This is a genomic window from Citrobacter sp. RHB35-C17 (genome assembly GCF_013816795.1).
Lineage (GTDB): Bacteria > Pseudomonadota > Gammaproteobacteria > Enterobacterales > Enterobacteriaceae > Citrobacter_A > Citrobacter_A amalonaticus.
Genome location: NZ_CP057150.1, coordinates 1,110,778 through 1,126,445 on the forward strand (window position 1 = coordinate 1,110,778; position 15,668 = coordinate 1,126,445).

Sequence of the window (15,668 nt, forward strand, 5' to 3'; positions counted from 1 at the left end):
CTGTAAAGGTGAGAAAGAGGAATGAGTGAGGTCTCTCACTCAGAATCTGCTTGCGTTACACCCTGAAAGGTTTTTCGCCATTCTGCCGGGCTGACGCCGAAGCGGGACTTAAAATGCTGTCGCCAGGTCACCGGAGACAGAAAACCGACCTCTGTGGCGATACGCTCGACGGGCAGCCGGGAGGATTCCAGCAGTTCCTGGCTGCGGCGTAGACGTTCAGCAATCAGCCATTCAGCAACGCTTGAGCCAGTGGCTTTCATAAAATGACGGGTCAGAGTGCGGCGACTCATCATCACCTTTTGCGCCAGCGAGTCCAGATCGTGCTGTTCGTGGCTATGCTGGCGAAGGTACTCCAGCAGGCCGTTAATCCGTTGATCCTGGGTGTTTTTCGCCACCGGTTGGGCAATAAACTGCGCCTGCCCCCCCTCGCGATGCGGTGGCACAATCATCCGGCGCGCAATCTGATTCGCCACCGAAGTGCCAAACCGTTGGCGAATGAGATACAGACAACAGTCTAGCGCAGCGGCGGTACCGGCCGAGGTGATGATGCCATCATCGTCGACGTACAGGGCGTTGATATCCAGGCGCGCGGCGGGAAAACGCGTCTGAAAATCGGCTTCCAACTCCCAGTGGGTAGCGGCGCGTCTGCCGTCGAGCAGTCCTGCGTAACCGAGAACAAATGCGCCAAGGCATAACCCGACCACCTGGGCGCCGTTTTGCCGGGCCTGAACCAGCGCATCGAGTAGCGACTGCGGTGGGCGAATCGCGGTCGTCCCCCACCAGGGAACAATCACGATATCAGCCCCTGTCAGCGCTGCAAATCCCTGGCGGGCAGTAACGGAAAAGCCTTCAACAGAGGTGACCACGCCGGGTACTTCTGCGCAAATCTGCACCTCAAAGCGTTTCTTCGTTGCCGCTTTTTCACTGAACATGATGCACGGCACTGAGAAGTGAAACGGACTAAAATCTTCAACGGCGACGATCGCGACGGTAACAGGGCGCATACCACTCCTCGACTGGGGATTAAAACGTCAGGGTTTCTCCATCTTCCGGCACCCGTACGTATTCTGCAATCTGGTTATCGCGCGCGTATTCCCTGAGCGCCGCGCGTGTTAGCAGGCAGTGGTTTATCGCCTCCATGTGAACAGCCACAATCTGCGCGTCGGGCAGAACGAAGTGGGTTTTCAGCACATCTTCTGCGCCCATGATAATCGCACCAAAACCGATCACGTGGGCAAACCCGGCGTTCAGGACCACCACATCCGGCTGGAAGGCGATGAAGTTGCTTTCAACCTCATCGCGCCAGATCGTATCGCCAACCAGATACAGCGTTTTTTCCTGTGGGTGCTGGAAAATAATCCCGCATGCATCGCCCATCCGCTCGGCCATGGCGGGAATGGCGTACAGCCGGTCGGAACCGTGCTGACCGCCCGTTTTGCGCAGGGTTACCTCACCCAATCGGGTCTCGTCCGTTAGCACGGTGAGTTGACTGAAACCCTGGTCTCGCAGGATTTGCGCATCCTGGTCGTTTTGCACATATATCGGCTTCTCTTTCGGCACGACCTTTGCGGCGACCTCGTCCCAGTGGTCCGCATGAAGATGGGTGACGATCAGAGCATCCGCCTGCAACAGGGTGTTGATGTCGCACGGAAGTTCTACGCCAGGATTGCGGATTTCGGCCCGCGCCGTGCCGGGAAAACCGGGATACGCGCCCTGCGGGGCGAGCATCGGATCGATCAGAAAGGTTTTGCCGCCAAAGGTAATCAACTGGGTGGCGTTGCGAATATGGGTAATGTTCATAGTGATACTCCACGTGAGGGGGCCAGTGGTGTCATCGTAGAGTGTTGACCAGAAGCTGAATGTGGGCAAATGGGCGAATACCGATGGGATTGGGCCAACAGAGGGAATTTGTGCCAAATCCGAATACCGCTTCTACATTTCCCAGCTTATTTATTGGTTGCAGATGAAATAAAGAAATTTAAGGATTTATAAACGTACCACTTTATATTGTCGAGTACGAGAGGTAACAGCCTGTTTTTATCAAGAATTAAATTAATGCTGTTGCTTAAGTGATTTTCTCTATATTAATGCCATGGCGATTTGAATTCTAACTAACTTGTTGATTTTGTGTTGTTAATGTTCTTATTTATTAAAGCATAAAGTTATTTAAGAATTATTCGTTACTTTTCTTTTGCTATTTACTCTATAACGGAAGTTCGGTAGTTTTCAAATACTATGCTTGCTACCCATTCAGTGTTAAGCGAAATTCCATAATTTAAATATTCACTGTTTTTCTTACTCGTTAGTTTTTTCAGGCTTATTTATTGTCTAAATAATGCATTGAAATGAATTAAATGTTGTAGAAACTAACAAAGGATTTATTTATGCAACATTTTAATAAAAATAAAATAGCGTTATTGCTTGCTTCACTCTTTATTTCCCCTGGACTGGTAATCGGTGCCACGATTCATGTTGATGGCTCATTTCCTTATACGGCGCAATCCAACACAGGGACTCACGGGATTAGCGGCGGCAGTGAAGGCGCCGGAGCCGGGTATGTCTTATCGCCGAACCCGGAAACGACCGCGGCGGATAACAGCGTAAGCGTTGGCAGCGGCACCACGATTAAAGGCGGTAATGGCTACGCTGGCGGCGACGGTGCTGACGGAATGACCGGTAATAATGTAACCATCACTAACGGCGGAGCAATTACGGGTGGTGATGGGAGCTATAGCGTTAGCAGCAGTGGCACAGGGGGGGTGGGAATCTCGGGTTCTGACCTGTCGATAACCAATTCTCGTACTGGCTCTATCACCGGTGGCGAAGGGGACAGATATTCCGCTAGCGGTGCGGGTATCTCAGGTAACAGCCTCATGATCACCAACGATGGTGCTATCACCGGAGGCGATGGCAGTTACGGTTATGATGACTACAGCGGTAGGAGCGGTATTGGCGGTGCTGGAATATCCGGCACTGACCTGACGATTATCAATACTTACCGTATTACCGGTGGTGAAGGCGATTCCAGTGGCGTGGGAGGCGATGCCATTTCGGGTTCTGCGCTGACCATAACCAACAGCGGCGCTATTCTTGGTGGCGAAGGGGGCTATGGCTATGATGGGGCTGAAGGTGGCAATGCCGGCGCCGGAATATCCGGCAGTAATATGGTGATTGATAATATTGCCCGTGGGTCAATTACGGGTGGTCGAGGCGAATCCGGCAGCGCAGGTGGCGATGCGATATCGGGTACCGACCTGAGAATCACCAACGGCGGATCCATTGTCGGGGGCGAAGGAGGGTTTGGCTACGGAGAGAATGCCGGCAATGCTGGCGCGGGAATATCCGGCAGCAATATGACCATTAACAATTTAGCCGATGGTTCCGTGACCGGCGGTGAAGGCGGCTATGGCGGTCTGGACGATGCAGGCGGTGCCGGGATGCCCAGCGCAGGGGGCGCGGGAATACTGGGTAATAATATGACAATCACCAATGCGGGATCGGTTACCGGTGGTGATGGGGGTTTTTCAGGCGGTCAGACAACAGGCCCCGATGGCGCAGACGGTGGTGCAGGCATATACGGTAATCATCTGACTATAACCAATATGGCCAGCGGTTCGATCGTCGGTGGCGAGGGATCCTACGGTGGCGCTGGCTGAACAGCCGATTGAATTTTCCGGTAATGCTTCGTTTGCCGATGGGGCAGCGCTCACCCTTGGCAGTGACGTCAGCCTCAAGGCGGCATCGCTTACTGTTGGCGACAACGCCTCGCTTAACGCCAACATTACCCACTGGGATATGCAGGACATTCTTCTGGTTGAAACCACAAACGGGATTACGGGCGCTTTTTCTTACAGTAATGCCCTCGTGGCAGGCATGAACCAGCCGGACTTTGCTTATATCAACGCAGGTTCTCGAGTCATTAAGTACTCTCTGTACTGGAACGGGCTGGATTCGGATGCGCACGGAACGTTCACGCTTGATGAGGGCAGAACCTTCGATCTCGGCGTCGCGCTGGCGGACAATACGGTGCAGGTCAATCCGGCCTGGAACGGTAAAAGCTTGACCAAAGCGGGAGAAGGCACGCTGATACTGTCAGCGGAAAATACCTATACGGGGTCGACTTTTGTCAGTGAAGGCATGCTGAAGACGACCACGTCGAATGCATTTGCAAGTACCTCCGGCGTTATCGTCGGCGAGGAAGGGACGCTTAACCTTCACGGCAACAGCCAGATCGTCAACGCGTTGGAGAACCGTGGCACCTTGCTGATTGATGATTATGGTGTTCCGCCTTCCTCACCTCTCAACGTCATGCTGACGGGCGATGTGACGAATAGCGGCAATATCATTCTTAACAACAGCGTGACCAGCGCCGGGAATACATTAACCATCAATGGTGACTATGCGGGTAATGGCGGTACGCTTTCGCTGGGCACCGTTCTCGGCGGCGACAACAGCTTGACGGATAAGCTGGTGATTACCGGCAACGCGACCGGCACGACCTATGTGCATGTTAACAATGAGAATGGCTCAGGAGCCTTGCTGCATGAAGGGATTAAAATTATTGAGACCGGCAGTTCAACGCCAGAGGCCTTTGTGCAACGAGGTCGTATCGTGGCGGGAAGCTATGAATATCACGTGAAGCAGGGAACGGCTGCCGGCAGTGACAGGAATAACTGGTATTTAACCCATTTGGCGGATACGCCTGTTCCTGATGATTCCCCTGATGTCATTGATAACGATCGGCCTGCGCCGGGCGAACCCTCGGATGCGGTCAACCTCTATCGCCCTGAGGGGGGAAGCTATGCCAGCAACCTGGCGGCAGCGAATACGCTGTTTAACACCCGACTGCAGGACCGTCAGGGAGGTTGGTATACCGACCCTGCTACCGGGGAACGGCATATGACCAGTCTGTGGCTGCGTACGTCAGGCGGGCACAGCAAGGGGCGGATGTCGGACGATCAGAACACATCGTCTTCTAACCGCGTTGTTGTGCAGATCGGCGGCGCGTTGTTGCAGGGGAGTGTGAACGGCACGGATGGCTATCAGTTGGGCGTAATGGCAGGCTATGGTAAGCAGGATAACGACATCCATAACAGCCTGTCAGGCTACGATTCTCATGGTGAGGTGAGCGGCTACAGCGCGGGTCTGTACGGAACCTGGTATCAGAACGCCGTGGATAAAACCGGCCTGTATGTCGATTCATGGGTACTCTATAACTGGTTTGACAATACGGTTAAAGGTGATGAGATTGCTCAGGAAAGCTATAAAAGCAAGGGGCTGACGGCGTCGCTGGAATCGGGTTACGCCTTCCATCTGGGGTCATTCATGGCAGCAGACGACATAGAAAGCAACGTGTATCTTCGCCCACAGGCACAGGTCACCTGGATGGGGGTGAAAGCTAACGACCATACAGAGAAAAACGGCACGCGGGTTCAGGGGCAGGGCGACAACAATATTCAGACCCGTCTGGGCATGCGTCTTTACGTCAATGGTAAAAGCGCCGCGGAAAAAGGAACCGTACGCGAGTTTGAACCCTTTATCGAGGCGAACTGGATACACAACTCGAAGCAGTACGGCGTCAGGATGAATGACACGAGCACCTCCCTGCAGGGAAGTCGAAACGTCGGTGAAGTGAAGGTGGGCGTCGAGGGGCGGTTGACCCGGGACCTGAGCGTCTGGAGCAACGTTGCGCAACAAATGGGTCATAACGGTTTTCGCGATACAAGCGGCGTGCTGGGAATCAAATACCAGTTCTAGCCTTATGATGTGCCTCCAGCCCTCCCGGCTTTTTTGCCGGGAGGGCTGTTTCTCTCTTACTTGCCCCGCACGTTGTGGTATGAGCAATAGCACAGCATTCCTACTTTTGTCTTAGTGTCAGGCTGCTTTGCCCCTGCCAGAGTGTAGATAACCCCATGAAGTGGAGGTGTTATGAGCTGGCGACCCATTCTGTATCTGATTGTGACTCCTGATCCTGCATTAAGCGCCCGGCGCGGGTTTTTACGACTGGTGCAACGCTGACGGTATGTCGGGAATTGCGTGCGAGCGCGGATCCCCGTCGCTGACGCTGTGTTATGGTGACTGTTCTCGTTCGCAAAACAGGAGCCTTATCATGTCGCAATATAATCCGTTAAGTGCACTCCTGGATAAGCAGGATTTCCTGTTGCTGGATGGCGCACTGGCGACGGAGCTGGAAGCGCGTGGATGCCATTTAGCCGACAGCCTATGGTCAGCGAAAATCCTGCTGGAAAACCCGGAGCTTATCCGCGAAGTGCACCTTGACTATTTTCGGGCGGGGGCGCAGTGCGCCATCACCGCCAGCTATCAGGCGACGCCAGCGGGATTTGCCGCCTGCGGCTTTGATGAGGCGCAGGCGAAAGCGCTGATTGGGAAAAGTGTTGAGCTGGCGCGTAAAGCGCGTGAGGCGTTTCTGGCAGAAAATCCGCAGGCGGGCACGCTGCTGGTCGCCGGTTCGGTTGGGCCTTACGGCGCATTTCTGGCTGATGGTTCGGAGTATCGCGGAGATTACATGCTGAGCGGCGAAGATTTTCAGGCGTTTCACCGTCCGCGCGTGGAGGCGTTGCTGGATGCCGGAGTCGATCTGCTGGCCTGCGAAACGCTACCAAATTTTGCCGAGATTCAGGCACTGGCGGCGTTGTTAACCGCATATCCGCGTGCGCGAGCGTGGTACTCTTTTACCCTGCGCGACAGCGAGCATCTGAGCGACGGCACGCCGCTACGCGAGGTTGTGACGTTTCTCGAACACTATCCGCAGACGGTGGCGGTGGGGATCAACTGTATTGCCCTGCAACAGGCCACCGCCGCTTTGCAGCATCTGCACGGGTTAACGGCGCTGCCGCTGGTGGTCTATCCGAACAGCGGAGAGCATTACGATGCGAGCAGCAAAAGCTGGCATCATCATGATGAATCGTGTGCGCGCCTGGCGGATTACCTGCCGCAGTGGCAGGCGGCCGGGGCGAAGTTGATTGGCGGGTGCTGTCGCACCACGCCAGAGGATATTGCCGCGCTGAACGCGCAACGTTGAGTTTGTGCCGGGTGTGGCTGATGCCTTACCCGGCATTGCATCATGCCGCATCCGCTAACACAAACATGCCGTACGGGTGGATTTCCAGATAGTACGTCTCACCGACATCCGGCTGCAGGCGTGTAGCGTTGACCTGTAACAGGATCTCTTGTCCGTGCCACTCCACCGTGACTTCATACTGTGGTCCCATATAGGCGACATGACGAATCACACAGCGCTGACTCTCCTCTCCGCGATCGCTTAAGGTGATCGCTTCCGGCCTGACGCCAACGGTGCCGGTGCCCTGAGCCACAAAGTGCGCCGGTCGAGGCAGGCGATAACCAAAGATATCAACAGAGGCTTCGCTGAAGGTCGCCGGGAACAGGTTGGCGTCACCCATAAAGCTCGCCATAAAACGGGAGGCGGGTTGGCGATAGAGATCCTGCGGCGAACCGATCTGCATGATATGCCCCTTGTTCATCACCAGCACGGTGTCGGAAACCGCAAAGGCTTCGCTCTGATCGTGGGTAACGTACAGCGAGGTGATATCAAACTGCTTTTGCAGCTCGCGGATCTTATCGCGCATGCTGCGGCGCAGGTTGGCGTCGAGGTTACTCAACGGTTCGTCAAATAACAGCACCTTCGGTTTGAGGATCAGCGCGCGCGCCAGCGCCACGCGCTGCTGCTGACCGCCGGAGATCTGATCAACATAGCGGTCCTCGAATCCTTCCAGATCGACCATTGCCAGCGCCTCTTTCACCCGCGTCTTCACATCGGCGCGCGACACGCCCAGCATCTTCAGACCGTAGCCGACGTTTTCCCCCAGCGACATATGTGGGAACAGAGCATACGACTGGAACACCATACAAATATCGCGCTGCTGAATAGAACGATGAGTGACGTCTTCGCCATCAATAAAAATTTGACCTTCGCTCGGTTTTTCCAGACCGGCGACCAGGCGCAGAATGGTGGTCTTGCCGCAGCCGGACGGGCCAAGCAGCGTCACCATCTGCCCTTGCGGGATGGTGAGATTGATATTGTCGATGACCGTGTTGCTGCCGAATCGTTTAGTGACGTTGCGCAGTTCAACGAAATTTTTCTGACTCATAGTGCGCTCCATTACGCCTGGTTTTTGGCTTTAGACCGGGAAATACGCGCTTCTCCAATCAGCCAGTCAAAGATGAAAATAATCGCCAGCATGACCACGATCAGAATCGACCCGTAGGCAATCGCCACGCCGTACTCGCCGTCTTCCACACGGTTCAGAATGTAGGCCGTTGCTACGCGGGTGTCCGGCGTAACGAGGAAGACAATCGCGCTGACGGTGGTGATGGCGCGCACGAAGCTGTAGATCAGCGCCGAGAGAATGGCCGGGCGCAGCAGCGGCAACAGAATGTGCGTGATGGTGCGTAAGCTCCCGGCACGCAGACTGAGCGAGGCTTCGTCCAGTGATTTATCGATCTGGCCGAGTCCGGCGATCCCGGCGCGAATACCGACCGGGACGTTACGCATCACCATCGAGATAATGACAATCGCCGCCGTGCCGGTGAGGTATACCGGAGCGCTGTTAAAGGCAAGGATGTACGAAACGCCCGCCACGGTGCCCGGTACGGCAAAGCACAACATGGTGGTGAACTCGATAGTCTTTTTGCCTTTGAACTGCTGGCGCACCACAATCCAGGCGATCAGCAGACCGAAGGCGGCGGTGATCGGCGCGGCAATGCCGGCATAGAGCAGGGTGTCGAGCAAGGAAGGCCATGCGCCGTCGCTCATCCCCTGACCAAACAGTTTGATGAAGTTATCCAGCGTCAGGGTGTAGTCCACGCCCCAGTTCACGGTGAAGCTGCCGTAGAAAATGCTGCCATAGAGCAGGGCGTTAAAGGCAATCCATATCGCCAGAATAGCCACCACGCTCCAGACCAGCGTCACCGGCAGCGGCTGGACGTCGCCACGGTACGATTTCCCGGAAACGGTGACGTAAGAGCGCTTGCCAATCCACATGTACTGTACACAGAACACCAGCAGCGAGAACAGCAGCAGGAACGCACCCAGCGTACTGGCGGCCTGGTAATCAAGCTGTGAGCCGGTGATGTAGAAGTAAATTTGCGTTGCCAGCACGTCGAAGTTCCCGCCGAGCACCAACGGGTTACTGAAGTCGGCCAGCGACTGCACGATGACAATCAGGAAGGCGTTCGCCAGCGCCGGTTTCAGCAGTGGGACAAACACGCCGTTAAACGTCTGCCAGCGGCTGGCGCGCAGGGTATATGACGCTTCTTCCAGCGACGGGTGAATGGTTTTGATCGCGCCGTCGAGGATCATAAATGCCATTGGGGTAAACGCCAGCACCTGTGCCAGCCAGATGCCGGTAAATCCGTACAGCCAGTTGGTGTTCGTCAACCCGAACCAGTCGACCATTAATTCGGTCACATAGCCGGAACGGCCCATCATCAGCGTGACGCCAAGCCCCACCACAAACGGCGGTGTGACGATCGGCAGAATCGAAAAGATACGCCCAATAATGGCGCTTCGCTGAGCGATGCGGGTAGTATAAATCGCCAGTACCAGACCGAAGAAAGTACAACCGATACCTACCGCAATCGACAGGGCGATAGAGTTGAGGATCACCTGAATGATATGCGCCTGCGACAGCACATTCATAAACGCCAGCGGCGCGAACTCCCCGGCGTCGTTGGTGAACATTGGGATGAAAATGGCGATGCTCGGCCAGACGATAAAGATGCCGATGAGCGCCACGATAGTGACCAGCGAACCGATCACAAACCGGTCGCCGCCCAGCCATTCGAGGCGGGTCAGCGCCAGCGTCATGATCGCCCCCAGCGCGACAAACAGCACGATAGTGGCGTAGCCTAAACCGCGCCCTTCAACGGTGGCGCTGATGACGATAAACGCCATACACAACAGCGCCCAGCCCGCATCGAGGGTGTGGCGGCTGCGCTGTTCGCGTCTGGCTTCGTGGAACGGGCGTACCAGCAGCAGGCTCGGCAGCAGATACCAGAGCCAACTGATATTGAACCGTGACCAGCCGTAGGCCTCGAGGATTTCATCGCTCGTGGACTCCAGCAGACCGTAATCCAGGCTCCAGCTCGGCAGCAGAACGAATGCCAGCCAGCCGAGTAAAACCCAAAGGAATATCGCATCCCGCTTTTTCACAGGATGGAGTGCAAGTGTGTGTGACATACGTTTTCCGGTGTTCAATCCCGAGTAGGCCGGATACGCGTGAGCGCCATCCGGCATTCAGGGTGACGATGATTGCCGGGGGGCGGCGTTGCCTTACCCGGCCTACGTAACCTTAACGTCAGGAAGTCATCGTGTGGGCTTATTTACCCATCTTCACTTCGCTGACCCATTTATTGATCAACGCTTTACGGACATCCGTTGAACCGTATTTATCCATGTCATAGTTGATAAGCTTCAGGTCGTCGAGCTTCAGCGAGTTCGGCGAGGTTTCGGCGGTGGTATTGGTCAGGATCTGATAGGACTTGCCTTTCTTCCACGCCAGTTCCTGGGCGTCTTTTGACAGTACCCAATCGACAAACAGTTTGGCGTTGTCGAGGTTACGTGCCCCTTTCAGGATGCTGACGCCGCCGATTTCATAACCGGTACCTTCACACGGAGAGATCAGCTCCAGCGGTGCGCCCTGTTCTTTTTCCAGCGAGTAGTCATGCAGGAAGCCAATGCCGATGGCGGTTTCGCCACGAGCCGCGTTACGCGCCGGGGCAATACCGGATTTGGTGTACTGCGAGACGTTGGCGTTCAGTTGTTTCAGGTAATCAAAGGCCTGATCGTCACCCCAGAGTTGGGCGAAAGTGGCCAGTGCGGTGTAGGCCGTACCGGAGCTTTGCGGATCGGCAATCTGAATTTCACCTTTGTATTCCGGTTTGGTCAGGTCTTTCCAGCATTTCGGCACCGGCAGGTTTTTCTCTTTCAGACGTTGAGTGTTGACGCCAAAACCGAGGATCCCCACGTAGACCGCTGACGAGAGGTTGCCTTTCACTTTCGCCGGATCGCGGAATTTCTCCATGACCTGTTCCAGGTTAGGGGATTTGTACGGCTGCAGCAGACCCATTTCACCGGCCTGAGATTGTGGATCCAACGTGCCGCCGTACCAGACGTCAGCCTGCGGGTTTTTCTTCTCGGCATCAACCTTTGCCAGCGTGCTGCCGGAGCCGTTGCGAATAAACGACGTTTTCACGTCATATTTTTCCCCAAAGGCTTTGGTTTCCGCTTCGCACATCTCGTTGGTGGCGCTGCAATACACCACCAGACGCCCTTTCGCGTGTGCGGCGCCCGATAAGGTCGCCAGCGCAACGGCGGAGGCAATCAGAGTAGAGGTAAGGGTCATTTTCATTGTTTTATCCTTTGACTGAGAGTGGTGGTGATGCCCGCCATCAGCAGCGGCATCAGCAGTAAACCCATAAGTACGGCGGCGACCGAGAGCAAACTGAACATCCCCGACCAGCCGTAGCGTTCAATGACCAGCGACAGAGGCCAGCCCGCCAGCGCTGCCCCCAGATAGGCGAACAGGCCGAGAAAACCAGTGATTGAGCCTGCAGCCGCTTTGTGTCCGCATTCCACCGCCGCCAGACCAATCAACATTTGTGGACCAAAGACAAAAAAGCCCACCGTAAAGAAACAGACAGCAAGCAGGGCGTAATGATGAACGGGTGCCAGCCATAGCGCGGCGACAGAGACCATCAGGCCCAGCGTAAACAGCAAAATCATCGGCGCCCGCTGACCGCTAAACAGCAGGTCCGACCCCCAGCCGGCAAACAGCGCGCCGAGGAGTCCGCCGACTTCAAACAGCATCACCGTGGCGTTGGCGCTGAGCAGGTTGACGCCGTGGCTTTCCGTCAGCCAGATGTTGCCCCAGTCGTTAAGCGCAATGCGGATCAGATAGACCAGTACATACGAAACGCCCAGCAGCCAGATCATCGGGTTTTTCAGCATCGTGGTACGCAGCATTTGCCACAGTCCCATCGGTGGACTCTGTTGCTCCTGGCGCAGCTCCAGCGGATCGTTACGCCAGTTGCCGACGGACGGTAACCCCTCTTCCTGGGGCGTGCCTTTCAGTTGCAGCGCTAACCCCATTCCCAGCGCCATGCTAATTATCCCTGGCATCAGCATTGCGGCCTGCCAGCCCCACCAGTGGGCGGCGAAGGCGCTAATCAGCGGGATAATCGCCCCGCCAATGTTGATCGACATATTCCAGCAGCCCCACCAGAAGCCGCGTTCGTTACGCGAATACCAGTGGGTCAGCAGGCGAGCACAGGGCGGCCATCCCCAGCCCTGAAAAAAACCGTTCAGCGTCCAGACTGCCAGCAGCAGCGTCAGCGACTCGCCAAAAGCAAACACCACGTTCAACAGGCCAGTAGCGAACAGTCCCGCGCCCATAAACCAACGCTGTCCGTGGCTGTCATGCCACAACCCGGCGGTAAATTTCGACAGGCCGTAGGTCAGATAAAACAAGGAACCCAGCAGACCGATGTCACTTTTATCCAGCCCGAGATCGGTTTGCAGCGCTGGCAGCACGTAGTTAACGCTTTTACGCGTCAGGTAAAACGCGGCGTAACCGATGACCATGTACATCAGCAGCCGGGGACGCAGCGTCCGGTAACGTTGTGTGATGTCAGTTGCTGCGCCTGCGTGCATAGCCGTCTCCGTTTTGTTGACTATAAGAAAGAGAAACCGAAAGGGGATGAGAGAAAGTCCGGAGTGACTAAGACTTTTTCCTGGTCAGAAGGCGATTTGTTGCAAATTTGTGGGCAAGTTAACACTTACCCGCGTACCGTGCCGCGATTCCAGCGCCAGTTCACCCCCGAGGGCGCTGACCCGCTCGCGCATTCCCTGAATGCCAAAACCGGCTATCTTGTCTGCACTGATCCCCACGCCGTTGTCGGACACGTCCAGATGCAGCATATCTCCCTGCTGACGCAGAACAATTCGTACTTCGCTGGCCCCGGCGTGTTTACAGATGTTGTTGAGCAACTCCTGTAACAGTCGATAGAGAGTGAAGCGCACCGTTTCATTCTCGGGCGTGGCGGTAAGCAGATAGTCAAACTGGCAGTGAATGCCGCGTTCCGTAAAGGCAAACTCGTTGAGCAGGTGGAGCAGCGCCTCTTTGAACGACAGTTCGTCCAGCGCGGGTGGGCGAAGCTGGCGCAACAACTGGCGGGTGGAGTGATGGATTCGCCGGGCGAGATCGTTGATCTGGCTGGCGGCGGCCTGGGCTTGCGCCGGATCGTGCGCCCGTTTTACCAGTTGCGACTGGATCTGAATGGCGGTGATGTTCTGCCCAATCTCGTCATGCAGTTCGCGCGCCAGGCTCTTGCGCGTATCCTCTTCGGTATGCACCAGTTTCTCGGCCAGCGCGCGCCGCGCCGCCAGTTCCGCTTCCAGACGCCGGCGATAATGGTGCAGGTTTTGCGCCAGATGCTGCTGACGACTGATGGCGATCCCCAGACCAATACCGAGCAGTGACTGTGTCGCGAGAAAAATCTCCAGTTCAATCAGATTGCTGAAGCCCACGCCAATCTGGCGGGCGATGGTGATCATCATGCTGCCGAGTAGCCCCGAGAGCACGCCACCCTGCCAGCCGAATTTCCACGCCATCACCACGTTGGGCAGAAACACCACAATCAACAGCAGGCGTTCAATCTCTGGCGACAGCACCATCTGGGTGCCAATGCCAATGATAAAAAACAGGCTGCACCAGATGATGAGCGAGGTACGCAGCGGCGGGTTATTGGTGTCCAGACCCAGCAGGTGATAGCGATGCTGCTGGCGCAGAAACTCGAAGATCAGATAAACGAACGGCGTCAGTAGCACGCCACCGGTAAAGGACGCCAGCCCGAGCAGCATCGCCGGACTTTTGACAAACGGCGACAGCAGAGCGGCGTTGAGCAATGAGGCGGCTGTTACCGTGGACAGCAGCAGCGTCAGCCGCTGCCAGTAAAGAGGGAAACGGTACCAGAAAGTCTGTGCGAGGCTGGCGGGAATCATGCTGATAAGCGGTGTGGTCAGCAGAATATAACCATTGAGCAGTTGCTCGCTGTGCAGCCAGAACATCATCATCGGTGGCAGCACCAGCGCGAGCCAGTAGCGGCGTGAAAGCAGGATCAGCAGCGCCAGGTAGACGCCGTGCGGCAGGAACAGGGCCGCCTGCTGGCCGTTGTGGGTCAGATAAAAACCAAGCGTCCACAGCATCAGCCAACCGGTACCCCAGGCCAGCACAATAAACAGTGAAATGACGACGTGGCGGAGGTTGTGCGACATCAATGCCCCGCCAGTAACTGATGGTCGAGAGCGAAATGAACCAGCTCGATGGTGCTGTGACAGTTCAGCTTGCCCAGCACGTTGGCGCGATGGACATGGACCGTTTTATGGCTGAGATCGAGTTTGAAGGCAATCTCCTTAACGCTGTCGCCTTTGACCAGTAAATCAAACACTTCCCGTTCGCGTGGTGTCAGAACTTCCAGTACCGGTGATGGCGGTTCTCCACCACGCAACGCCCGCAGCGCATCCGCGCAGAGGTAATGTCCCCCCAGTCCAACGGAGCGGACGGCCTGCACTAACTCTTCCGGCCCGCAGCGTTTGGTCAGATAACCGCTGGCTCCCGCATCCAGCGCGCTCTGCACGAAGGCTGGTGTGTCATAGATGCTAAGAATAATGGCGCGAAATTGCGGCCTCTGTGCCCGCAGGCGTTTCAGCAGGCTCAGACCGTTTTCGTCCGGCATGGCGATGTCCATCACCGCAACGTTAACGTCGTCCTGCAACAACGCAGGCCAGGCTTCCGCCGCACTGCTGTACTGGCCTGCGACGTCGAGGTCTTCTTCGAGACTGAGTAACTGCGCAAAGCCGGAACGCACCACCACATGGTCGTCCACCAGCACCACACGTATCATGATATTGCTCTCTTGCCGGATAATGATCCTATGATGCCTGGCGCCGCTGCGCTGGCAATCAATCAGGTACAGTTATGGAATGAATGTAACAAAATGGCAATATTTGGGGGCGCTGGTGGTATGCGTTTTTCCTGTTATTTCATCAAACGGTTCCACAAAGTGTCAGGCATTTCCATGTCACTTCATCAAAGGGTTTCGTTCGCTTTATGACTATTGCTTCTTTGGAACTTACTCACCCGCGAACGTGTTAAGGGCGTTCTCCGCCACGCCCTTAACAATCCCGGCTCCCGGCAAGGAAAATCGCCACTTCGTGGTCCATTCGCCTTATGTCGTCTGCCTTTCGGGTCGGGGTCGAGCCTGCATCCCTGCAGGCCGACCCCTCCGCCCGCTTCCCTGCGGGCGGACCCGGGCAGCCGTCAACGGCTCATCGATTTTCACGCCGGACCAATGGCACCGCTTCGATTCTCTGCTCTTCAGGTAAATTCATTTCGCTGTAAAAAAAGCAAACCGCAGAGATGGTCAGGTGTGGATGGGTCCGGCTGAAAATTGCCGACGTGTTTCCGGAGGGCCGGGAGAACCCGCAGGGATGCGGGTTCAGGGCGCGCGAAGCAGGGAGCTGAGTCGCGCCCGGCCCGGTAGCCTGGAGGAATAAGCGGAGGGTATCGCGAAGCGACAATTTTCCTGCCGGGAGCCAGGATTGTTAAGGAGGCGGCGACGAGCCTCCT

Annotated in this window: 11 protein-coding genes; 3 read left to right on the plus strand and 8 right to left on the minus strand. The window is 56.0% G+C overall.

What is annotated here, in order from left to right; translation table 11 throughout:
* Positions 1–35: 35 nt before the first annotated feature.
* Together HVZ37_RS05240 and HVZ37_RS05245 are read right to left on the minus strand one after the other, a co-directional pair.
* Positions 36–1,004, minus strand: a complete 969-nt coding sequence (locus HVZ37_RS05240; RefSeq protein ID WP_181628172.1) for a helix-turn-helix domain-containing protein — start codon at positions 1,002–1,004, stop codon at positions 36–38.
* A gap of 19 nt (positions 1,005–1,023) precedes the next feature.
* A complete protein-coding gene (locus HVZ37_RS05245) occupies positions 1,024–1,800 on the minus strand; it encodes an MBL fold metallo-hydrolase (protein ID WP_181628173.1) in 777 nt (258 codons plus the stop codon).
* 584 nt (positions 1,801–2,384) lie between these two features.
* Here HVZ37_RS05245 and HVZ37_RS05250 point away from each other — a divergent pair.
* From HVZ37_RS05250 to mmuM, 3 genes are all read left to right on the plus strand, one after another.
* Positions 2,385–3,656 (plus strand): hypothetical protein, encoded by a 1,272-nt coding sequence (locus tag HVZ37_RS05250; RefSeq protein ID WP_181628174.1) that lies wholly within the window; start codon positions 2,385–2,387, stop codon positions 3,654–3,656.
* On the plus strand, positions 3,643–5,757 hold the full coding sequence (locus tag HVZ37_RS05255) for an autotransporter outer membrane beta-barrel domain-containing protein (protein ID WP_181628175.1): 2,115 nt from the start codon (positions 3,643–3,645) through the stop codon (positions 5,755–5,757). Before HVZ37_RS05250 ends, HVZ37_RS05255 begins: the two co-directional genes overlap by 14 nt.
* 352 nt (positions 5,758–6,109) lie before the next feature.
* Positions 6,110–7,042: a homocysteine S-methyltransferase gene (mmuM, locus tag HVZ37_RS05260; RefSeq protein WP_090048901.1), complete on the plus strand. Its 933-nt coding sequence runs from the start codon at positions 6,110–6,112 to the stop codon at positions 7,040–7,042.
* Between the two features lie 40 nt (positions 7,043–7,082).
* Here the strand turns inward: mmuM and fbpC are convergent, their stop codons facing one another.
* The 6 genes from fbpC to HVZ37_RS05290 all read right to left on the minus strand — a co-directional run bounded on the left by fbpC (position 7,083) and on the right by HVZ37_RS05290 (position 14,943).
* Positions 7,083–8,129, minus strand: coding sequence for a ferric ABC transporter ATP-binding protein (fbpC, locus tag HVZ37_RS05265; RefSeq protein ID WP_043001655.1), 1,047 nt, complete (start codon positions 8,127–8,129; stop codon positions 7,083–7,085).
* Between the two features lie 11 nt (positions 8,130–8,140).
* On the minus strand, positions 8,141–10,219 hold the full coding sequence (locus HVZ37_RS05270) for an iron ABC transporter permease (RefSeq protein WP_044259080.1): 2,079 nt from the start codon (positions 10,217–10,219) through the stop codon (positions 8,141–8,143).
* A 139-nt stretch (positions 10,220–10,358) separates the two neighbouring features.
* A complete protein-coding gene (locus HVZ37_RS05275; RefSeq protein ID WP_043001654.1) occupies positions 10,359–11,390 on the minus strand; it encodes an ABC transporter substrate-binding protein in 1,032 nt (343 codons plus the stop codon).
* Positions 11,387–12,691: an MFS transporter family glucose-6-phosphate receptor UhpC gene (gene uhpC, locus HVZ37_RS05280; RefSeq protein WP_044268742.1), complete on the minus strand. Its 1,305-nt coding sequence runs from the start codon at positions 12,689–12,691 to the stop codon at positions 11,387–11,389. Before uhpC ends, HVZ37_RS05275 begins: the two co-directional genes overlap by 4 nt.
* A gap of 84 nt (positions 12,692–12,775) precedes the next feature.
* Entirely contained in the window at positions 12,776–14,314 is a 1,539-nt protein-coding gene (locus tag HVZ37_RS05285; protein WP_181628176.1) for an MASE1 domain-containing protein, read from the minus strand.
* Positions 14,314–14,943, minus strand: a complete 630-nt coding sequence (locus tag HVZ37_RS05290) for a response regulator transcription factor (protein ID WP_043001651.1) — start codon at positions 14,941–14,943, stop codon at positions 14,314–14,316. Before HVZ37_RS05290 ends, HVZ37_RS05285 begins: the two co-directional genes overlap by 1 nt.
* Positions 14,944–15,668 lie beyond the last annotated feature (725 nt).

Bases quoted from the DNA above. Each gene is read 5' to 3' on its own strand.
- HVZ37_RS05240 (WP_181628172.1), bottom strand. From the start codon at position 1,004: ATGCGCCCTGTTACCGTCGCGATCGTCGCCGTTGAAGATTTTAGTCCG.
- HVZ37_RS05270 (WP_044259080.1), bottom strand. From the start codon at position 10,219: ATGTCACACACACTTGCACTCCATCCTGTGAAAAAGCGGGATGCGATA.
- HVZ37_RS05285 (WP_181628176.1), bottom strand. From the start codon at position 14,314: ATGTCGCACAACCTCCGCCACGTCGTCATTTCACTGTTTATTGTGCTG.
- HVZ37_RS05245 (WP_181628173.1), bottom strand. From the start codon at position 1,800: ATGAACATTACCCATATTCGCAACGCCACCCAGTTGATTACCTTTGGC.
- HVZ37_RS05275 (WP_043001654.1), bottom strand. From the start codon at position 11,390: ATGAAAATGACCCTTACCTCTACTCTGATTGCCTCCGCCGTTGCGCTG.
- uhpC (WP_044268742.1), bottom strand. From the start codon at position 12,691: ATGCACGCAGGCGCAGCAACTGACATCACACAACGTTACCGGACGCTG.
- mmuM (WP_090048901.1), top strand. From the start codon at position 6,110: ATGTCGCAATATAATCCGTTAAGTGCACTCCTGGATAAGCAGGATTTC.
- HVZ37_RS05290 (WP_043001651.1), bottom strand. From the start codon at position 14,943: ATGATACGTGTGGTGCTGGTGGACGACCATGTGGTGGTGCGTTCCGGC.
- fbpC (WP_043001655.1), bottom strand. From the start codon at position 8,129: ATGAGTCAGAAAAATTTCGTTGAACTGCGCAACGTCACTAAACGATTC.
- HVZ37_RS05250 (WP_181628174.1), top strand. From the start codon at position 2,385: ATGCAACATTTTAATAAAAATAAAATAGCGTTATTGCTTGCTTCACTC.